Here is a 21,400-nt window from a genome sequence, read left to right on the forward strand (position 1 = left end):
CGTTGTTAACAGACGCTGCCGTTTTTCTGAGCTGTCTTATCAAGGCTAACTGATGAACCGTCTCAACCAACTCTATGCCTGGCTGATGTTACTGCCAGCTCTGCTGATGCTGTTGGCATTCACCCATATTCCAGCATTGATGACCCTGTGGCATTCGCTGTTTTTCCCAGCTCGGGGGCAGCGCTCATCCGAGTTTGCGGGTCTGGAAAATTACCGCATGCTGCTGGATGATGCGATCTTCTGGAAAACCTTATCCAACAACCTCTGGTATGCCGTCGGTACCGTACCAACGTCGATTGCCCTGGCACTGGGCATGGCACTCTGGGTCAACAGTAAAATCAGCGGGCGCAGTGCACTGCGTCTGGCGTATTTCACCCCAACCATGCTACCGATGATCGCCGTTGCCAATATCTGGCTGTTCTTTTACACCCCTGAAATTGGCCTGTTCAATAAACTGCTCAACGGACTGGGCCTATCCGGCATTAACTGGCTTGGCGATCCCAACTGGGCGCTATCAAGCCTGATGCTGATGACCATCTGGAAGGAAGCCGGTTTTTTCATGATTTTTTATCTGGCGGCCCTGCAAAGTCTGAACAAGGATATCTATGCCGCAGCTGCCCTGGAAAATGCCAGCCCTTGGTATGTGTTTCGGCGCATCACCCTGCCGCTACTGATGCCAACTACACTGTTCGTTCTGGTCAATGCAATATTGAATGCGTTCAAGCTGGTCGATCATCTGTTCATTCTCACCAAAGGTGGACCGAATAACGCCACCAATTTAATGCTCTACTACATCTATGAGAACGCCTTCAGTTTCTTCGATAGCAACTACGCCGCTGCGCTGACATTGGTGCTGTTATTGCTGCTTATCCTGTTGGCACTGATACAGTTTTTATTGATCGAACGTCGTGTTCACTACCGCTGAGAGTTGTATATGCCAAAGCTGACTCGAACTCTATCCTTTACGATGGCCTGGACACTGGGCATTTTATGGATTTTCCCACTGCTCTATGCCTTCTGGGCGGCATTTCATCCAGCCGAATATGCCACCCGGTTTGACCTGTTCGCACCGCTGACACTGGAGCATTTTGTCACCGCCTGGCAGCAAGCCCCGTTTATGCGCTATATGCTCAACACCCTGATCATCACCGGTCTGATCCTGACCTTTCAATTGATCCTCTGCACCCTGGCAGGCTATGCACTGGCCCGGATGACGTTTAAAGGGCGTGGGGTGGTGTTTGCGCTGGTGCTGCTGCAACTGATGATTGTGCCGGAAATTTTAATAGTGGAAAACTACCGCACCCTCGCCAAGCTGGAGTTGATTGATACCTGGATCGGTGTCGGTCTGCCTTACATGGCCAGTGCTTTCGGGATTTTTCTGCTACGACAGACCTTCCGAACAGTCCCTCAAGAACTCGAAGATGCCGCCCGACTGGAGGGCTGCTCCTGGCTGGGTGTGCTGTGGAAGGTTTATGTCCCTCTGGCTAAACCCACCTACCTGGCTTATGGTCTGGTCTCGGTCAGCCATCACTGGAACAACTTCCTCTGGCCGTTGGTGGTGACCAACACCGAAAACAGCCGCCCCTTAACTGTCGGCATGGCAATCTTCGGTGCGCCAGAATCCGGGGTGGATTGGCCGGTGGTCTGTGCCGGTACACTGATAGCGGTTGGCCCATTACTGATTGTCTTTCTGATCTTCCAACGGCGTTTTCTGCAATCCTTTATGCACGCAGGACTCAAATAATGACTGATTCAAGCTTACGTTTACTCACCTGGAATATTCAAAGTGGTCGAGGCTGCGATGGACTGGTAGCCCTGGATCGGATTATTCAGCATATTAAAAGCATGGGTCAGTTGGAGGTGATCTGTCTGCAGGAGGTAGCGCGCTATTTTGATGAGTATGTCAGTGCCTCTCAGCCCGACCAACTGGCAGCACTCTGTAAAGCTTTCAGTGATTACACACCGATCTGGGGCGCGACCCTGAGTTGGCCTGGTGCAACACCAAGCCAACGGCGAGAGTTTGGTAACCTGACGTTGGTCAAAGGGCCGGTGTTGGATCAACGCATCCATTGCCTGCCGATGCGCGGCAGTCACTATGCAGCTGATACCTGGCAAACACCGCGTTGCGCTGTTGAAACCCTGATCGACTGGCACGGCCCGATACGTATTCTGAACACCCATCTGGCCTATCATGATGCTGACGAGCGCCTGGCGCAGCTGTACTACCTTAATGCCTGCGGTCATGCCTGGCAACAACAGGTGACTGCACCTGCACAACCGGGTACAGGTATCTACAGCCAACCCCATAACACCCAATCCACGCTACTCTGTGGTGATCTCAATCTGGACAGTCGCAGTGACCAGCATGCCTTGCTGGAGCAACAAGGCTGGCAGGATGCCTTTCAGCTTTGTCATCCACAACAGCCACACACGCCCACCTGCGGCATCCATGATTCAGTGCAGTGGCCAGAAGGCCCACACTGCCGCGATTTTGTCTGGCTAAAGCAGCTGACACCCAGTTCGCTGGAAGTCGATACCGTTACCCAACTCTCTGACCATCAACCCCTGATAGTGACTTTGGAGCCACCTGTTCATGACACACCTTAACCTTGCTGAATCTCTATCCGTACTGCCTTTGCCCGATACATTGCAGCACGAGGTTCGCTACCTGTTTACCGATGTTGATGACACCCTGACCTGGCAAGGCAAGTTACCCAGCCAAACCTTACTGGCACTGGAACAACTCGCTGCTGCGGGGATTCAGGTCATTCCGGTAACAGGTGCTTGCGCTGGCTGGTGTGACTGTATGGTGCGTACCTGGCCGGTTACAGCCGTTATTGGTGAGAACGGTGCCTTCTGGATGCAGAAAAATGCCCAGGGTCAGATCGAGACCCACTACCGCCTGGCAGAACCTCTGCGTACCCGGCAATTCCAGCAACTGTGCGAGATTCAGCAACAACTGCTAAAGCGTTATCCCTTTGCCAGAGCCACCGCCGATCAGGCCTATCGTGAAACCGATATTGCCTGGACATTCGCCAGCAGCATCACAATACACCCGATGAAGTTGAACAACTTAGACAGGCTCTGGAAGCCGCAGGTTTGCATGCGCGTATCAGTTCTATTCATATCAACGCCTGGCGCGGCAACTATGACAAAGCCTCCACCGCCCTTGCCTGGCTGGAAGCTCAGGGAGAACCAACTGAACACTGGTTGAGCAAAACGGCTTTTATCGGTGACTCAGCCAATGACGCCGCCATGTTTGACCAGTTCACCCTCACCTTCGGCGTCGCCAATATCCGCCACTGCCTGGCAACACTACCCACCCTGCCGAAGTACATCACCCAACAGGAAGGCGGATTCGGCTTCAACGAAGTCGCCCAACGCCTGCTAAGGTAAAAAGGTGACCTCTTTTTTCTGAGCCACTTAGTGTTGTTGCCAGCGGTCTAGCCACTCAGGTATTTTGCTTGCAGGCATAGGGCGTGCGATGGCATAGCCCTGCCCCAGTTCACAACCGAGCTTCAGCAGTTCATCGCAATGAGCCTGGGTTTCCACGCCTTCGGCGATCACCTGTCGTTGAAACGCGCCAGCCAATCGAATCACCCCATCCAGAATGGCCAAGTCCTCTGGATCTTCTAACATATCGAGTACAAAGCTGCGGTCGATTTTAAGTAGTTCCGCAGGCAAACGTTTCAGATAAGTGAGTGATGAATAACCCGTACCAAAATCATCCAGTGCAAAGCCGACACCCAACTTCTGGCAGGCCAGCATAATATCAGAGACCTGTGCCACATCATCCAGCGCTGTGGTTTCAAGAATTTCTAATTGCAGATCATAGGGTTTAATTCCAGGCCTTTGCCTTAAAGCCAATTCCAACTGCTCAACAAAATTGGGGCACTGCAAATGAATCGCATCAATATTGACGCTGACTGGCAGGTGGATTCCCAGTTCACGCCACTGCAAAACCTGGTCCAAAGCTGTCACTAGTACCCAATGCCCGACATCGATCGCCAGTGGATGATTTTCGATCAGTGACAGAAACTCCGCCGGTGGTAAAACGCCGCGCTCCGGATGGTTCCAGCGGATCAGCGCTTCGGCACCCACCACTTCACGGCTGCGCATATTGACCTTGGGCTGGTAATACAACTCCAATTCACCAGCCTCTAGTGCCTGACGCACCCGCAGTAATCCTTCATGCTGATCTCGCTGTGCGCGATCACGTTCTATGTCAAACAGATGGTAGCGGTTTTTACCTGCCTGCTTGGCCTGATACATCGCCTGATCTGCCTGACGTAATAACTGATCAGCTTCTATAGATTCATGCTGCGGATAGAACACCACACCAATACTCGCGGTGATATTGAACTCAATGCCTGTAACTGTCACGGGTTCTGCAATCACCTTCAGCAAGCGATTCAGGAATGGAAGACAGTCATTGGGTTGGTGCAGGTGTTGCATTACGGCAACAAATTCATCGCCCCCGAGGCGTGCCAAGGCATCTTCATCACGGATAATCTTTTTCATGCGTGCGGCAAGACTCACCAGCACCTGGTCACCGACGGCATGGCTATAACTATCATTCACCATTTTAAAACCATCCAGATCGATGAACAGAATCGCCAGTATCTGTTCATGCAGGACAGCCTGGGCCATAGCATGGCTCAAGTACTCAGCCAAGAGTGTACGGTTAGACAGATTGGTCAGCGGATCGAAATGCGCCATCTGTGTCAATTGCTTTTCCACTCGGCTGCGTTGCATTTCGGCACTGATACGATCAACATAAAGTTGCATCAGAGTATCTATAGACTGAGCGTTTTTCATGGGTTTACGGCTTAATGCCACCAACAACCCCAAGGGTTGCTGACATTTATCCATCAGCACACAGCCAATATATGCTTGAACCTGTAGGTCAACGAGTAGCGAGTCATTCGGATAGGCTTGCTGAATTCCTTCAACTCGAATCATCCTGTTTTTATCACACACATCCTCACAGGGTGTTCCCTTAAGCGCATAAGAAAATGGCACAATCGGCGCACCATCAGCCCAGCCTGCCAATACCTGGGCACGCTGTTGATCAGACGTCAACGCCGCTACAAAGAAATAATCGACATCCAAAGTATCGGCTAAATATTGGCAAACGGCCTGATAAAAATCATCGCCAGACAAAGGAGCAAAGGTGGTGGCCATCGCGGTCAATGCCAGGTTGGTCTGCTTTTGCTGCCGTTGCAGCTGACGTTTACGCTGAATATTGATGATCAGCAATACAATCACCAACGCCTGTGTCAGCAGAGCACCCACCAATATCCAGTACAAACGTGAACGGTTGCGTTGAATTTCCTGAACCTGAGCATCCACCATTGTTTCCAGCTGTTCCTGGTAGTGCCACAGATCCTCAGCCACATGCCGTCCGGGAGTAATGTCATTGATGATAGAGAGCAGCAGGCTCTGATTATTGAATCGGTAGGGCCGGGAGTACACTTCAACGGTACGAAGATCACCATTTGCCAGCCGGTGTCTGAAAATCAGGTAATTACGCTGTGCTGCTTCTACTGCTGCAAGTTCCTGAGCCACTTGTTCAGGAGTGAAGGTATTGATTTGCTGGATGGTCATCTGCTGTAACACATCCAGAGGATAACCATAAAACCGGACGGCCGCTGGGTTCGCCTCAACGATCTGCCCATTCTCCGGTTCGATCAACAGCATGGCTACTCCAGACTCATTAAACACCTGCTCAAACTTCGGTCCATCAACCGTAACCGAAGCGAAACTGCCAGGAACGATTAACAGTGTATAGATAAGAATCAGAGTTAAGCGCAATAACTGTTTAAATAACAACGAGAAGCTCCAGTGATGACTGATACTGCGTCCGCATGGATCTCAAGTCTATCCAATAACCTAAGACAAAAAAAGGTTTTATATCCACCACACAGAATCAAGCACCACACACTGCTCAAAAAATTAAAACGATCGATTGATTTATGGAAAAATCCAGCGACAAAAAGGGATCAGTACCCTTTTTTCCTTAATCGGCTAAGTGCTTTCTGCTGAACAGTGTCAAAACCAATAACAGCAGCGTTGTCGAAAAGATTGCCACGATGCTCATGGCCATGCCGATGCCTGGCGATCCCTGTTCAAACTGACCGAAGACGAAGGTGGATACTGTGGTAACACCGGCTGGTGCGATCATCAGCGATGCAACTAATTCTCTGGATGCAATGGCGAATACCAACAGCATCGACACAATCAGACTAGGTGCCATCGCTGGCAGCAATATGCGGATAAACGCGACTGAAAAGCTGGCACCGAATACGCGAGCGGCCGCTTCCAGATTTTCACTCATCTGCCTGAACGCGGCGCTGACATAGCGTACTGGATAGGGAAGTAATAAACAGGTATACGCCAGCACCAGCATTGCGCTGGTATTATATACAGTGATCGGCCAGTGGCTCTGATTCCAGGCCAGTATCAAGCCCACTGCCACCACGATGCCGGGCATGGCATTAGGTAGAAGTGAAAGAAAATCCAAAAAGCTCTTACCCTTAACCTTGGAACGCACAACCAGATAGCCCACCAAGGCACCTAAAGCGCCCGTCAATAACGCCGCACTGGTTGCCAAAGTTAGACTAGTGAGTAACGCATCCATTGCACCACCGCTATTATCCAGCAATGCCTGAAAATGGCGTAAAGACACATTATCCAGACTAAGCCCACCAGAGAGCGTTGACATAAACGATGTGACCAGCACGGCTAGTATGGGTATGACAACTGAAACACTACCGACTAAAGCAAAAAAACAGGTGACCCATAGTTTATGACGCCCCAGGGGTATTGGCGTTGTAACCACTGGTTTTCCTGTCATAGACACATAGGAGCGACGAGTTACCAACCAGTGTTGCAGGTAGAAACCGCAAACGGCGATCATCACCAGTATCATCGACAGAATCGACGCGCCAGGAATATCAATTGGCCAATCTGAAAAGCGTTCATGTATTCCCGTAACTAAAACATGAAAACCTGCCTGAGCTCCCAAGGTTGCCGGCGTACCAAACTCTTCAATAGTCAGTACAAACACCAACAATAAACTGGCTGCAATACCCGGTATCGATATAGAGTCAAACGAAAAAAGGCGGACCAAGGCCCTGCGCCACAGATGCGGCCAACATCTGCAAAACGCCCACCCACAACCATCAAGGTTCTGGATACAGCAAAATACACTACCGGGAACACATTCAGAATCATGACAAATACTATGCCCCAGAAAGAGAATAGAAACCCATCAGCTGAAAAGCCCAACAGTTGCTGTAAATAGCCACGATTTTGCAGCGTCATCATCCAGGCCAATGATGCAATATAGGGTGGAATCAAGAAGGGGATCAAAAACACAACATCCCAAAGGGCCGCCCCCGGCACCTTGGTCAAGGCACGCAGAGCACCCAAAGGAACCGCAATCAATGCCGTGCCAACTACGACGGCTATCGCCAGCTTAAGGGTATTCCAGATCAGTTTTAACAACTCAGGATCATGTAGAGTGGGTAAGAACAATGAGAAGGGCTGACTGAAACTTCCCAAAGCGATATCGGGAAATATAGCCTGCAGGAATACGTAAGCAAGCGGCATACCGACAAGCAACAACAGGATGCTGGTCGTAACCAGCATCCCTGACTGCGCGGCATTAATTCTCGGTAGAAACATAAAGTAGCTTATTGTCCGGATGCAAAAATATCACTGAAGTTTTTCAGAATATCTGCACGGCGGGCTTTGTAAGCGTCTTCATCATACTGAATCAGGTTCAATTCTGAGATTGTCGGTCTCAAAGCTGAAATATCGCCACGTGCCGGCATCAAATAGACCTCGGCCACACGTTGCTGGCCTGCTTCAGACAGCACATAATCTAAAAACGCTTTAGCCAGGTCTGGCTGCTGAGTTGATGCCATGATCATCATGGGCCGTGGCGCTATAACCGTACCTGAGCTTGGAAAAACCACCTCGATGGACTCCCCATTCGCCTGCTGTCCTAAGGCTATGTAATCAACGGCCCCAAACACAACCGACTTGGCACCCTGAAGAACCGGGTTCAATGCGCGCGCATTTGGACCGGGAACAATCATGCCATTATCCTGCAAACCACGCATCAACTCCCAGGTTGGCTCTTCACCAGCCGAAGCCAGCAACCCGGTCAGCAATTGAAACGCGGCTCCAGATTGAGCCGGATCAGGCATAGTGACTTCATTTTCATAAGCTGAATCCAGCAGATCCGACCAATCACCTGGTATAGGTGTTGAGCTGTTACGATTCCAGACCATGGCCAACGCCGACACACCCTGAGCGATGTAGTGGGTATCTTGTAAAAAATCAGGAACTTTATCTGCATTTGCTGGAACATACTCCAACAAATCACCACGCGCTTTCAGCGCTACAGCCGAACTCCAGGATGCCGAAATCACGACATCAGCCAAAGGATTCGCACGCTCAGATTCCAAACGCGCCATCACCTGCCCTGTTGTGCTCTGAAACACATTTACCTGCGTGCCAGTCAGCTCGGTAAAGTCCTGAGCCAATTGATCGATAAGATTACCAGGACCCGCTGAGTAAACCGTTAATGGAGACGCCTGCAGGCTACCCACAGCAACCGAAAAAACGGTAGCTGTAACCAGTGTTATAAATCGCATGAGAAGATTCCTATGTTATGTGAGGTTAAATTGGCATTTTTTATCTGTGTGGCGCATGAGCGTAATCGGCTTGTCATCTGCGTCCCAGGCATGTAACCAATCACCTTCATAGTTCAGGTAGATTGACTGACTGATCTCGGGACGTTGCGATGATTGCAAACGAATCGGTATTTTACCTCCCATCAATCCTGACAACTGATAGTGCTCACCGGTAAAAATAATAGCAGCGTGTTGGAGCTCTACGCCTGAGTGCGAATTCACAGATAAACTTGCGCGAGGCATTAATAAAGTCACCTCGCCCTGATAACCACTCGATGCATGAAAAGGCAGGTTCACAAACAAACCTTTTTCAACATCCAGCCCCTGCTCAGTCAGAGTGCCCTTCAACAACACCCCGGCATCCAGAAATTCAGCGACAGATGGAGTTGCCGGTGTCCGATACAACACTTCGGCGGTATCAAACTGCTGCAGCCGCCCCTGTTGCAAGATGGCCACCTGATCAGCCATAGCAAACGCCTCATGCTGATCATGAGTAACGAACACAGCGGTTAGATTTAACTGTTTGATCAAAGCACGAATTTCAATCGCCAGACTGTCACGCAACCCCTGATCCAAATTAGACAGCGGTTCATCCATTAACAGTAAACGAGGTTTCGCAACGATCGCACGGGCCAGGGCGATCCGCTGCTGCTGACCTCCGGACAAAGTATCGGGTGATCGATCGGCCAAATGCTCTAACCCAACCACCTGCAACGCCCAAGCCACCTTTTCTCGGCGTTCACTCTTAGGCATGCCTCGCATACTTAATGGAAAGGCAATATTTTCAGCAACCGTCATATGTGGCCAGAGCGCATAATCCTGAAACACCATGCCCAGGCGACGTTTTTCCGGCACGGCACTGCAGCGCTCATCTACAACAACCTCACCATCAATGAGAATACGCCCGGAACTGGGCTCCAAAAGCCCGGCGATACAGCGCAGCAGAGTAGTTTTGCCACAGCCTGAAGGTCCCAGCAAGGCAAGGATCTCACCCTTTTTTAATGAAAAATCGATACTGGATAACGCCGTCATATCATTGAACACCTTACTCAGATGTTCTACATGAAGTGCGGGTGTAATCGATGCAGCAATCGACGGGGTCTGGGCACATGCGTTGGTTAGTTTCATTTACAAAATAGTAATGAACAATTGTTAAAGCTATATGACCGAAATATGACCTGAGTGAGCAGATAATCCATCTGCATGTCCCATACGTAGAATCTTTTAGATATCGTTATCTTTAAATTAACGACTCAGCCAAGGACTCGTTATGCCACTGATCAGAACACTGGGCTATGCGGGTGTTATTCCCTTCGTAGCCCTTGCCATTGCAACACATCGGCCAGACCTTATCGCTTTCGATGTAAGCCACAATCTGTTTATGCTGTACAGTTGTCTGATTCTTGGCTTTATGGCGGGTGTGCTCTGGCCAGTGTTATTTAATACGGATAAACCCGCTCATTTTGCACTTATAGCGGTCAGTTTTCCGGTTATCAGCTTCATCAGCCTGGCATTACTGCCACATCTGGCAATCATGATTCAGGCAGGTCTGTTTCTCACCCTCAGGTTGACTGAGTCGCTCTACGGCATAGATCAACGCTATCCGTCTGGTTATTCCAGTTTGCGCTGGCAACTGACGGTTATCGTCTGTCTGGCACATATCATCGTGTTAATCTAACTGGTTCTCTAAAACGGGACTGCTCTGTGTTTTATTTTTCAGATGGTTGCTCAGTGGACGTTATCGACATTGTCTGGTTAAAGCGGCCGTTCCCCAACTATTAAGTACACAGGTTGCCAGACATGCATAAAAAGCTGCACTTACCAGAAAAAATCTGTGCAACATGCCAACGTCCGTTCAGTTGGCGCAAGAAATGGCAAGCCAACTGGGAATCGGTCAAATACTGCAGTCATGCCTGTGGTAGCAAACGCAAAAGAGAGGCTACACGCACTGACAACTAGCGTTGCGGGCAACCTGCCACAATCAGTTGTGCCACCCCTTTTCAGGCACTGTTTTGTGCTTTTTTACGAGCCGCATGCAGTTTTTTGTAGCTCTCAATCAGGCGCAGATGCTTGTCCAGGCCTTCCAGTTGCGAGTTGGTGGGTGTCAGGCCATAGAAACGCACCTGGCCCTTCACCGAGCCAACAACGGCGTCCATGGTTTCCTGACCAAACATCCGCTGAAGATTCGGCAGGAAGTCGTCCACCGACAGTTCATCATCCAGGGTGATTTCCAATACCGCATTCACGGCGCGGTAAAACAGGCCGCGTTCAACGGTGTTGGTGTTGTACTGCAGGAAGTGTTCTACCCGCTCCAGTGCTTCTTCGTGCTGCTGTAACGCCAGATTGATCAGCAGCTTCAGCTCCAGAATGGTTAACTGTCCCCAGGCGGTGTTTTCATCAAACTCAATACCGATCAGGGTGATAATGTCCGTGTAGTTATCCAGCTCACTGTCTTCCAGGCGGTCGAACAAGTCAGCCAACTGCTCATCATCCAGCGCATGCAGGTTGAGAATGTCTTCACGGAAATCCAGCGCCTTGTTGGTGTTATCCCAAATCAGGTCATCCACTGGGTAGACTTCGGAATAACCGGGCACCAGAATACGGCAGACCGGCGCGCCCAGGTCGTCGTACACCGCCATGTACACGTCTTTATCCAGGTCTTTAAGGATATTGAATAAGCACTCGGCCTCTTGCGCATTGCTGCCGGAGAAATCCCATTCACAGAAGTCATAATCCGCGCGCTCACTGAAAAAGCGCCAGGAGATCACCCCAGAGGAATCGATAAAGTGTTCGACAAAGTTGTTCGGCTCGGTCACCGCCAGGCTACTGAATGTCGGCGGCTGCAGATCATTCAAGCCTTCAAGACTGCGCCCTTGCAGCAACTCGGTCAAGCTGCGCTCCAGCGCGACTTCTAAACTGGGGTGGGCACCAAAGGAAGCAAACACCCCACCGGTACGCGGATTCATCAGCGTGACGCAAGCAACTGGGAACTGACCACCCAGCGAGGCATCCTTTACCAGCACCGGAAAGCCTTGCGCTTCCAGCGCTTCAATACCTTCAACGATTCCCGGATACTTCGCCAGCACCGCTTTCGGCACATCGGGCAGTGTCAGCTCCTCTTCGATAATCTGGCGCTTTACCGCACGCTCAAAGATTTCCGACAGACACTGTACCTGGGCTTCATACAGGGTGTTTCCGGCACTCATACCGTTACTGAGGTAAAGGTTTTCAATCAGGTTAGAGGGAAAATACACCAGCTCACCATCGGATTGACGCACAAACGGCAAGGCACAAATCCCCCGCGCCTCATTCCCGGAGTTGGTATCGATCAGATTAGAGCCTTGCAGATCATCATCCGGGTTGTAGATAGCCAGACAGTAGTCATCCAGTATCCCCGCTGGCAGCTCATCATTCGGCCCCGGCTTAAACCACTTTTCATTCGGATAGTGCACAAATTCGCTATTGGCGATCTCTTCACCGAAATACTGATCGTTGTAGAAGAAGTTGCAGTTCAGACGCTCAATAAACTCACCCAGAGCCGAACAGAGCGCACTCTCCTTGGTTGACCCTTTACCATTGGTGAAACACATCGGCGAAGCCGCATCACGGATATGCAGCGACCAGACATGCGGCACAATGTTGCGCCAGGAAGCGATCTCAATCTTCATCCCCAGATCAGCCAGAATCGCGGTCATATTGGCAATGGTCTGCTCCAGCGGCAGGTCCTTACCCGGAATATAGGTGGTGGACTCCCCTTCCGGCTTCACCATCAGCAGCGCCTGGGCATCATCATCCAGACTCTCAACCGTTTCGATCTCGAACGCTGGCCCCATCTGCACCACTTTCTTCACGGTACAACGATCAATCGAACGCAAAATGCCTTCCCGATCCTTAGCCGAAATACTCTCCGGCAACTCCACCTGAATCTTGAAAATCTGGTTATAACGGTTCTCGGGATCGACAATATTGTTCTGCGACAGCCGGATATTCTCAGTCGGAATGTTGCGCGCCAAACAATAGACCCGCACAAAATACGCCGCGCAAAGGCCGATGACGCCAGAAAATAATCGAACGGACTGGGCGCCGAACCATCACCCTTGTAGCGAATCGGCTGGTCGGTGATGACGGTGAAGTCGTCAAACTTGGCTTCAAGTCTGAGATTTTCGAGAAAGTTAACTTTGATTTCCATGAACGGGGTACCGGATTTGGATTAGACTGGGCTTGTGGCGAAACCCGACATTATCGCATTTTTTTGCGGAGTTGGCTTGTGTTGGGGTGTGATTGGGTGGTGACGGGTGGTTTCGGATGGTGTGCATAACTGCAGCTGACACGCTTACTGTAGCTGCACCTCACCCACTCAAGTGTACGAACCAGCAAGAACCTCATCAATAAGGCAGGTCTTGGGGATATAGGTCCGTACGTGGATTCTGCATAAACGCTTCAATCGCCTTTTCTGTTTTACGCTTTTTGAATGCAAACTGTGGCAGTAGCTGCAATCGGGCAATGTTGTAAAAGAAGTAATCCATCCACAGCACATACTTGGGTTTACGCTTAGGTCCCAGCTGATTCAGCCATTGAGGGTCCGGGTTGGTCATAAAATCGGTGATAAACGTCCGCAGATAATGCGCCTGATAGCGGATTGCTGCTCGTGCAATAAAACAGTTCGCACCCACACCGATCGGCATATTGGCTTCTTTTTTCGGAAATGGTAGCCAAAACACCAGAGCTCCATCGGGATTATGAGGGTCTTTTACTTTGGGCGCATGTGGGATATGGGCACGGATCTGTGCTAGTGGATCACCTGTATTTTCCGGCAACTGAATGCACATAAAACACCCTCGCGACCAAGTATACACGATGCGACGCTTACGATCAAAACGGACGGGGTTTTGAACGCTGATATTGAATAAAATCCAGGGTACCACTAACAAACCTATAGCGAACAGCCCTGCACCAATGCCCCGACCATGCAGCGCTAATAATTCCGCTTTAAAGTCTTGATAATTTGTACCATCTTTGAGGAATCCTGGATTATTTTTATCTTCATAAAACTCAAACGTAGAAATAATTGATTCCTCTCGAAACAGCATATGATGAATATCTTGATAATAGACACCAGGACTTCCATCCTTAGTAAACCAGCCTGGATCATAGCCTGAAATAGAACCAAAAAAGATGGCAAAAAAGATAATTTTAAGCCAGACATTGATTCCCATCGCTACCATGGAGGGAACTTCAATTGTATCCTTATCTATCCGAGTAATGGAGAGATTGATCGCTTCAACCACATCAGGATTTTCAGTGGGACTTGGAATCAGTTGAATTGGAGGTGGTGCCATCGGGAATATCCTGTAGTTTCTTAAAGCCGACTGGGTGCATCGATCAACAATGGTTCATTCAGAGTAAAACGCTGGGTATCGCCCCAAGGGAGTATTCGTTCATAACTGATATCCAGACGCAGCTTTTTCTCCTGAGCATAGGCAGACAGATCCAGAGAGGCCAAACCCGGTCCGAGCCATTCTCGCCGTACAGACTGGCTGGATATGGTTTGCCATCGGGATGAACCTTGCAGCATTATGGCATCAACACCATGCAAGTTTTTTTGTACTCGAATGGATAGTTGTCCAAGTTGATCTAGGGTGGTTAACCCCGGAAACTCTACCGTTACCCGGCCATCTTCATCCTGAATATTTTTGACCTGAATACACCAGATTACTTGCTCAAAGGCACGCATTTCCTGATTATAAAAGTCTCGAATATTAATAGTCGCTACTGTATTATCAGACTTTATTTGAATTAAGTTTTTGGACTCTTCCAATATGCGGGAAAATACCCTTTCTTTCTCCCAATAACGTTTACTCGCACCCCAAAACCCCTCATACACCCACTGCTCTACTTCCGAACGACGCACCGAAGCAAAAAACAAACCACCTGCCAGTAACACCCCACCGATGATAGCCAATGGCAGTGCAGCCGCAGATAGCGCGGTGCCCAGGGTCGCCAGGTAGGGCATCCCCGTGAAAGCTAACCCACTCCCAATCAGCTTAGAGGTCATTAATATACCACCCACCCCCTGCAAACTGTGGCCGACAATCCGTGCATAATCGTTTCGAGCTCGGCCTTCTTTGAGCTCACCATACGAAATCAGCAATGTCACGGCCAGTGCGGCAGAACTTAACCACGAGGCCACCAGCGCACGTTGAGCCATCTGCGTGATGACACGCCTATCACGGGTTTTTCGGGTACCACTACAGTAGCTTGTCCTGGTAAGTTACGGCTCAAGTGCAGTTGTAGTCGTTGCGCTAACCGGGACGTGGTGCTGCCGAGCTGTACATAGGTTGGGGAGGCATAGATCGAAGCACCACCGGCCATGACGCCGACCAGACTGGCACTGAGTTGTATAGCAGGCAAGTTGGCCAGTGCCCCTAAACCGGAACGGGCATTGAAATCGTTGCTGTTCCACTTGTTGATCGTCTGTTGTGCACCGAGTAGCCCAAACAAAACCCCCAGTCCTGAGAAACCCAGACCACCATAACTTCGAGCTAAGTGTGCACCTGTGCCTTCTATTTTTTCATAACTAAAGTAAGTCAAAGAGGTTTGCTGTGATATCGAAGTTGCCCTGCCATGGGCTGACTGAGTTGAAACTGTTTGATGCTGCAATATTGTCGTGATATGTGTGGATGATCTGCCCGCAATAGGCGTTCATAGTTTTGCCTGGCAGTCGCTTCCAGATCTCGCAAGGGTATTCTGGTTGAACGAGCGACTACACCGGCTAGCTTTTCCAGGTGGTGTTGTTGAATCCGGCTATTCCCTGCCTCTAAGACCACGGCCRGCCTTGGCAGTCTCAGCAATAATAAGCTCAATACGATGCAGTGCGCGGGTATCCTGTAGATTACTGATCACTACTGAAGCCGCCGTCACCAAGGCCGCTAGCAGTTTGATATAGTGTGCCTCTTCGCTCGTGTTGTCGTCGGGTATCTCCAACTGTTTTTTGACGCAACTGGCACCTTCGGCTGATTGTTTAACCCCTGCCAGATAATGGTACAACTGACCGGCGCTATAATCGAAACAGGCTTCACAGCCATTCTGTTCTGCCCCTTGTAGTGCCAGCTCCACTTCGTCTCGCCAGCGTGGTCGTTCATCCAATGCAGCCCACAAGCTGATCAGTTGCTGTTGTGATTCTTCACGCTCTGGAGGACCAAACGCGGCAAACGCATGGCGCTGATCTTCGGCTGAACGGTTAAGTGGATCATTACCGACAATCTGGCGCCCCAGATGGGTGATTTTATTCACAAAGCCCCATTCCGGGTTATGGTAGCGTTGGTCTATCTCCTGCTCATAGGGCGCAATCGCCTTGGCTGTGCTAAGGGCGTAGTGATAGGTGGCTTCATAGGCCTGAATATTGGCTTCTACCACCTCAGCCAGCCGCAGCAGGTCTTTGGCTTCACCCAGGGTGTCTTGCAGCGCCACGATGCGCGCGTACTCATAGCGTTCAGGGTGAGTTTCTTTCATCCTCTCATAGGGTTCAAGATTGAACATGCTGATCGGGGTATGTCGCAAGATATTAGCTTCACGATCTTTCGTTTTGATGCCTTTGAAATCTTCCACATAGTCAGCCAGTTGATCTATCTTCAGCACATGCGGATCATCACCATGCAGGTCGAAGGGTTGCATCACCTTGTTTCGCCAACCTTCATCTCGCTCCAGCACCTCAAACATATAGGCGGGCCAACGTTCTTCACTGTAGGCAATGTAGGTATCCATCGCACAAAGATTCACATAAGCAAATGGCTCTGTTTCCATTTGGTTGGCAACCCACTTACTGCGTGGTGTGCCATTTTTCCATGTATAGTTATAAAACTGAAAGGGGGTGGCACAAGCGGTAGACTCATCGAGCGAGTTGCAGTCGTCAGCACGGGTTTGATAGCGAAAAATCAGCCAATTAGCTTTATTATCCGTGACATTACTTCCGTCAATGCTCAGGTAGCCATAGATATACACATAACCCTGACGCAAAGACGCTAATTGATGGTGGGGAGCTTGATTTACACCGGTTGGAGGCGTCAGTGCTGAAGGTAGCGCTTTGGAATCAGTCAGTAAAAGCTCGTCTGATATGACGTAACGACAAGGGTAAATGGGTATGATTTTTCGCGGGTCGCATCTGACGATATAATTGGATGACATATGTCACAGTCCCTTGTTAAATCGCAGCCAGCGTTGATCTGTTCAGGTACCAGATCCGGGCGTTCCTTGGTTGCAGCCAACTGCGTCTATGCCCTTGGGGCAGAAGTAAATCAAAATATAGTCAAGGTGTCCAGTCATGGATGAGTGTTATCATACCACCCCATTTTGAATAACTTTGCTGCTGTGCGAATGAATGCTTTGAACCCTCTTCCAATCGACGATGTACTACCCGCCCTGCGCCAGTCGCTGTTGCAGCCGGGTGCGGTGTTGCTGAGTGCTGCGCCGGGTGCGGGTAAGACTACGCGGGTGCCGCTGGCGTTGTTGGATGAGGACTGGCTGGCTGGGCAGCGTATTCTGATGTTGGAGCCTCGGCGTCTTGCGGCACGGAATGCGGCGCAGTTTATGGCGCTGCAACTGGGTGAAGCGGTTGGGCAGCGAGTGGGTTATCGCATCCGTCTGGATACGCGAGTGAGTGCACAAACGCGCATTGAAGTGATGACCGAAGGGGTACTCACGCGGATGCTGCAGGATGATCCGGAGCTTAGCGGTATCGGGCTGGTGATTTTTGATGAGTTCCATGAACGCAACCTGCATGCCGACCTGGCATTGGCGCTGGCGCATCAATGCCAGCAGCTGTTACGCCCGGATCTGCGCCTGCTGATTATGTCAGCCACGCTGGATGAACAGGCGTTAACCACAGCGCTGGATGCGCCCTTGCTGGTCAGCGAAGGCCACAGCTATCCGGTGGATATGCATTATCAACCCGCTGCCAACGCTAACCAGTCGATCATCGAGCATTGCGCCCGTGTCGTCCATCAGGCCTTGCAGCATGAGGGCGATATGCTGGTGTTTCTGCCCGGTGTGCGCGAGATCTATCAGCTGCAGCAGGCACTGACACACCTGCCAGCCAGTATTCAGCTACTCCCCCTGCACGGACAACTTAACGACGCCGAACAGAAAGCTGCCCTCGCCCCGTCGGCTACACAGCAGCGCAAAATCATTCTGGCGACCAATATCGCTGAAAGCTCACTCACCATCGATGGGGTACGGATAGTTGTTGATTCGGGACTGGAGCGGCGCAGTGTGTTCCATCTCTCCAGCGGTTTAAACGCCCTGCAAACCCGACAGATCTCCCGCGCCTCAGCCACACAACGCAGTGGCCGTGCCGGTCGTCAGGCTCCCGGCGTGTGTTACCGCCTGTGGCCACAACATACCCATGAGCGTCTGGATGCACATATCCGCGCCGAGATCCTCGATGCCGACCTCGCCCCGCTGCTGCTGGAGTTACTGCAATGGGGTGCCGAGCCGACAGAGCTGTTCTGGTTAACCCCGCCTCCCACCGCCGCGCTACAACAAGCACGCGAGCTGTTGGCACAACTGGGCATGTTAACCCCGGATCAGACCGGCCTCAGCGAACATGGCCGAGCCTGTGCCGCTTTGGGCATCGAACCACGCTGGGCGCATGCCTTGTTATCGGCACACGCCCTGGCGCAAGGCAAGGCTGCCTGTACCTGGGTTGCTCTGCTACAGGAATGGCCAGCCACCCGACGCGATACCGATGACCTGCTACGCCTGTACGCACGCGCCAAACAACAGCGTGGACTCTGGCAGCAACGCATCGAACCCCTGGCAAAAGGCCTGTGCAGAAACTACAACACCTGACAACAACCCAGACAGACCCAGCCACCCTATCGACAGAAGATCTGCCTGCGCTGCTGCTGGCACTGGCCTTTCCGGATCGTATCGCCCGCCGCCGGGAACAGAGTGAAGGCCTGTTACTCAGCAATGGTCGCGGCGCCGAACTGACACCACAGTCCGATCTACTCCAGGCCGAATGGCTGGCCTGCGCCGACTTGAGCATGGGCAAACGCACCTATATCCGCTTGGCTGCCGCCTTGTCGCCAAGCGCACTGGAATCACTGCAACAACTGGCACCGCAACTCTTCAGTGAGCGTACTGAGATAGGCTGGCAGGACAACGGCCAGTTTTTAGCCCAACGGCATCAGCAACTGGGTCGCATCCGCCTGAGCAGTCAGCCTCTGCCACAATTAACGGCAGAACAATGGCAACAAGCCTGGCAAGACACCCTTCAGCAACAGGGACTGAGCAGCCTGCCCTGGTCAATAGACGCCCAGAACCTGAAAGCCCGTATGGCACTGGCACATCAGCATGAAGGCGACGATTGGCCGGATGTCAGCGACACCGCCCTGTTAGCCCGGCTAGCTGAGTGGCTACTACCTTTTCTAAGCAACGCCCGCCATCGACGCGACCTGGACAAACTCGATACCAGCACCGCCCTGCGCAGCCTGCTCAGTTGGGAACAACAGCAACAGCTAGACCAGCTCTTGCCGACCCACCTGAGCGTACCCAGCGGCTCCCGCATCGCCATCGACTACACCCAGCAGCCACCGGTATTAGCGGTAAAACTGCAAGAAATGTTCGGCTATGAAGCACAACCCGCCGTACTGCGCGGCCGCGTCCCCCTGCTCATACACCTGCTCTCCCCCGCACGCCGCCCACTGCAAGTCACCGCCGACCTGCCGCATTTCTGGCGCAACACCTACGCGAGGTACGCAAAGAGATGCGCGGAAGATACCCCAAACACCCCTGGCCCGAAGACCCCTCAGCGCCGAAGCCACACGTTTGACCAAAGCCGCCTTGCAACGCCGCAGCGGTCCTGTTTAAATCACCTACAGACAATCAGGGAAAACGTAGAGCTGTGATGGTGCACCGGCCGGGCGGTAGCGTGTCTGAGGGTAAAAATTTTGTTCTTTTTTGTGATGGCTGGAGGCTGGTGATGCGCTTCAAGGAATTGCTACCTTTTTTTGTGGGCCGTGTTGGGCTGGATAGCTTATTTGGGGAATATGCTGAGCGGTTGATATGGGAAAGTCTATTTATATCAATCTACTATAAAAATCTATTGACCACTGCCAAGTTATAAAGGTATACCCTCTAATAAATATTATGGGTCGAAGACCTCATTAACAGACTGTTAGGCACTCTATGACCGCAAGACATCACCACTATCTATCTCAGTGTTATCTGAAAGGTTTTACTAGAGGCAGGGCTAAAAAATCTAAGCTCACTGTCTTTGATCTCAAGCAAAAAAAATCGTTTGAGACAACTCCTAGAAATGTGGGAGGGATGAGAGACTTTAATCGTGTTGATATTGATGGAATCGATCAAAATCATCTAGAAAGTGCACTAGCTGAATTTGAGGGGCAAGCAGCATCAGTCCTTAAAAAACTTGGTGAAGATCTCGAATTCACTGGCGAAACTAAAGATATTCTTCTTAACCTAATTGCTCTTATAGCTGTACGCTCACCAGAGCGCCGGGAGCATATGAGGAAGTTTCAAGCCCAACTCGCCGATAGAGTTATGGGTTTAACTTTAGAGTCAAAAGACAGGTGGGAATCTCAGGTGGCCAACTTGAAAAAGGATGATCCTGGCTATCAAAATGAGGTGACTTACGAAGAAGCGAAAGCATTTTTCGATAGCAAAGAATATACGATTGAGGTCGCAAGAGAGCACCATATTCATATGGAAATGGTACAAATAGAGGCCATTCTTCCTTGTCTATTCGATAGAAACTGGGTTCTAGTCAAATCTAGCAGTGAAACCGGTCCATTTATCACTTGTGATAATCCTGTCAGCCTATCTTGGATCGACCCGGATAGCGTACCACCCTTCTACCGGAGCAGCCCTGGTTTTGGTCTAAAAGGTACACAGGTATATTTTCCAATATCTCAGGATATAGCACTAATGGGTGAGTTTGAACAGAGTGATGGTGTAATTGAAGGCACTGAAGAATTGGTGGCTTTATGTAATTCAACCATGCTTCACAATTTCCACAAGCAGATATATGCGCCAAAGAGTACTTTCAAGTTCTATGGTAAAGAAGGGCTAATACTGAATGGAAACAGAATACTCAAAGAAATTAATGCCTAATCGGGTAACCGGGGGTTTCTAGCCCCCAGTCCCCACAACACCCTGCATGCGGCTCCGCACAGGGCGTTTCATTCAGCATAGTGAAGTTTGATCCATCCATCACGTAGCGATACCAGCCCAGCCTTCTTCAGTCGTTCGTTTGATAACGCTTGATTGATTCCGGGTGTTTTCGCGCTACGCCATGGGCCTTTGCTGATGATACCGCACGCGACTGCGGCTTGTACTTGCACCCCGAGCTTCATTAAGTTTCTCACTTTGGTAGCGGAATGCCGCCCACTCACTTGCGCCATTGACGCCAGTAGGCCATTCTGACTCGTCTGCGTATCCAGTGATCCAGATCGCAGCAAAGCTGATAGCAGCTGGCGATTCCAAAGTAATTGATCCAGCCACGTATAAACTGACTTGTCTTAAAAAGCTGGTAATGCATGCTGACACACCAGTTGCAATTGGTGAGCTTCCGTATCCGTTGCTTGAATTTATGCTGCGACTTCTGATGCCATTTGATCAGGCAATTTACGGTGGCCGTCAGATCACGTGGCTTCGTTGTCTTGGACCCAAAGCGT

General features: G+C 50.7%; 20 protein-coding genes and 1 pseudogene. 10 read left to right on the top strand and 11 right to left on the bottom strand.

The genetic code is table 11. The features are described 5' to 3' along the window. Positions 1-52 precede the first annotated feature (52 nt). From LH51_RS14955 to LH51_RS20150, 5 genes are read left to right on the top strand one after another with little or no spacing between them, the layout of a single operon-like run. On the top strand, positions 53-925 hold the full coding sequence (locus tag LH51_RS14955; RefSeq protein WP_036523563.1) for a carbohydrate ABC transporter permease: 873 nt from the start codon (positions 53-55) through the stop codon (positions 923-925). A 9-nt stretch (positions 926-934) separates the two neighbouring features. Beyond that, positions 935-1,744, top strand: a complete 810-nt coding sequence (locus tag LH51_RS14960) for a carbohydrate ABC transporter permease (RefSeq protein WP_036523566.1) — start codon at positions 935-937, stop codon at positions 1,742-1,744. After that, positions 1,744-2,607 (top strand): endonuclease/exonuclease/phosphatase family protein, encoded by an 864-nt coding sequence (locus LH51_RS14965; protein WP_036523569.1) that lies wholly within the window; start codon positions 1,744-1,746, stop codon positions 2,605-2,607. The genes LH51_RS14960 and LH51_RS14965 overlap by 1 nt, the downstream gene beginning before the upstream one ends. Continuing rightward, a complete protein-coding gene (locus LH51_RS14970; RefSeq protein WP_081960841.1) occupies positions 2,594-3,214 on the top strand; it encodes an HAD hydrolase family protein in 621 nt (206 codons plus the stop codon). Before LH51_RS14965 ends, LH51_RS14970 begins: the two co-directional genes overlap by 14 nt. Further along, a complete protein-coding gene (locus tag LH51_RS20150; RefSeq protein WP_081960842.1) occupies positions 3,211-3,396 on the top strand; it encodes a hypothetical protein in 186 nt (61 codons plus the stop codon). Before LH51_RS14970 ends, LH51_RS20150 begins: the two co-directional genes overlap by 4 nt. A gap of 27 nt (positions 3,397-3,423) precedes the next feature. On the opposite strand, the gene LH51_RS19475 is transcribed toward LH51_RS20150, so the two are convergent. From LH51_RS19475 to LH51_RS14990, 5 genes are all read right to left on the bottom strand, one after another. After that, positions 3,424-5,832, bottom strand: a complete 2,409-nt coding sequence (locus tag LH51_RS19475) for an EAL domain-containing protein (RefSeq protein WP_052063831.1) — start codon at positions 5,830-5,832, stop codon at positions 3,424-3,426. Positions 5,833-6,019: 187 nt separating this feature from the next. Beyond that, positions 6,020-7,132, bottom strand: coding sequence for an ABC transporter permease (locus LH51_RS14980; RefSeq protein WP_235263768.1), 1,113 nt, complete (start codon positions 7,130-7,132; stop codon positions 6,020-6,022). Continuing rightward, positions 7,057-7,653 carry an ABC transporter permease gene (locus LH51_RS22990; RefSeq protein ID WP_235263769.1) on the bottom strand — a complete coding sequence of 199 codons (597 nt, stop codon included), beginning with the start codon at positions 7,651-7,653 and terminating at the stop codon, positions 7,057-7,059. The genes LH51_RS14980 and LH51_RS22990 overlap by 76 nt, the downstream gene beginning before the upstream one ends. A gap of 44 nt (positions 7,654-7,697) precedes the next feature. Then, positions 7,698-8,666 carry an ABC transporter substrate-binding protein gene (locus LH51_RS14985; protein ID WP_036523572.1) on the bottom strand — a complete coding sequence of 323 codons (969 nt, stop codon included), beginning with the start codon at positions 8,664-8,666 and terminating at the stop codon, positions 7,698-7,700. Between the two features lie 15 nt (positions 8,667-8,681). Next, positions 8,682-9,833, bottom strand: coding sequence for an ABC transporter ATP-binding protein (locus tag LH51_RS14990; RefSeq protein ID WP_081960843.1), 1,152 nt, complete (start codon positions 9,831-9,833; stop codon positions 8,682-8,684). 142 nt (positions 9,834-9,975) lie between these two features. On the opposite strand from LH51_RS14990, the gene LH51_RS14995 reads away from it, so the two are divergent. Together LH51_RS14995 and LH51_RS20155 are read left to right on the top strand one after the other, a co-directional pair. Beyond that, positions 9,976-10,383, top strand: coding sequence for a DUF3429 domain-containing protein (locus tag LH51_RS14995; RefSeq protein WP_036523576.1), 408 nt, complete (start codon positions 9,976-9,978; stop codon positions 10,381-10,383). 122 nt (positions 10,384-10,505) lie between these two features. After that, positions 10,506-10,664 carry a DUF2256 domain-containing protein gene (locus tag LH51_RS20155; RefSeq protein WP_081960844.1) on the top strand — a complete coding sequence of 53 codons (159 nt, stop codon included), beginning with the start codon at positions 10,506-10,508 and terminating at the stop codon, positions 10,662-10,664. A 41-nt stretch (positions 10,665-10,705) separates the two neighbouring features. Here the strand turns inward: LH51_RS20155 and LH51_RS15000 are convergent. The 5 genes and pseudogenes from LH51_RS15000 to LH51_RS15020 all read right to left on the bottom strand — a co-directional run bounded on the left by LH51_RS15000 (position 10,706) and on the right by LH51_RS15020 (position 16,889). Then, positions 10,706-12,894, bottom strand: a pseudogene (locus LH51_RS15000) (OsmC domain/YcaO domain-containing protein). A 196-nt stretch (positions 12,895-13,090) separates the two neighbouring features. Further along, a complete protein-coding gene (locus LH51_RS15005; protein WP_144244292.1) occupies positions 13,091-13,993 on the bottom strand; it encodes a hypothetical protein in 903 nt (300 codons plus the stop codon). Between the two features lie 71 nt (positions 13,994-14,064). Beyond that, a complete protein-coding gene (locus LH51_RS15010) occupies positions 14,065-14,913 on the bottom strand; it encodes a hypothetical protein (protein WP_036523581.1) in 849 nt (282 codons plus the stop codon). Further along, positions 14,880-15,296: a hypothetical protein gene (locus LH51_RS15015; protein ID WP_036523584.1), complete on the bottom strand. Its 417-nt coding sequence runs from the start codon at positions 15,294-15,296 to the stop codon at positions 14,880-14,882. Before LH51_RS15015 ends, LH51_RS15010 begins: the two co-directional genes overlap by 34 nt. 213 nt (positions 15,297-15,509) lie before the next feature. Then, positions 15,510-16,889: a toxin VasX gene (locus LH51_RS15020; RefSeq protein WP_144244293.1), complete on the bottom strand. Its 1,380-nt coding sequence runs from the start codon at positions 16,887-16,889 to the stop codon at positions 15,510-15,512. A 189-nt stretch (positions 16,890-17,078) separates the two neighbouring features. On the opposite strand from LH51_RS15020, the gene hrpB reads away from it, so the two are divergent. From hrpB to LH51_RS15040, 3 genes are all read left to right on the top strand, one after another. Then, a complete protein-coding gene (gene hrpB / locus LH51_RS22995; protein WP_052063833.1) occupies positions 17,079-18,551 on the top strand; it encodes an ATP-dependent helicase HrpB in 1,473 nt (490 codons plus the stop codon). Continuing rightward, entirely contained in the window at positions 18,530-19,612 is a 1,083-nt protein-coding gene (locus tag LH51_RS23000; protein WP_036523590.1) for an ATP-dependent helicase C-terminal domain-containing protein, read from the top strand. Before hrpB ends, LH51_RS23000 begins: the two co-directional genes overlap by 22 nt. A gap of 280 nt (positions 19,613-19,892) precedes the next feature. Next, positions 19,893-20,837: a DUF4238 domain-containing protein gene (locus LH51_RS15040; protein ID WP_036523594.1), complete on the top strand. Its 945-nt coding sequence runs from the start codon at positions 19,893-19,895 to the stop codon at positions 20,835-20,837. A gap of 277 nt (positions 20,838-21,114) precedes the next feature. On the opposite strand, the gene LH51_RS23005 is transcribed toward LH51_RS15040, so the two are convergent. Further along, complete coding sequence (locus tag LH51_RS23005; RefSeq protein ID WP_235263770.1) at positions 21,115-21,264, bottom strand: group II intron maturase-specific domain-containing protein; 150 nt, start codon at positions 21,262-21,264, stop codon at positions 21,115-21,117. Positions 21,265-21,400 lie beyond the last annotated feature (136 nt).

It is taken from the genome of Nitrincola sp. A-D6 (genome assembly GCF_000764495.1).
Classification (GTDB): Bacteria; Pseudomonadota; Gammaproteobacteria; order Pseudomonadales; family Balneatricaceae; genus Nitrincola.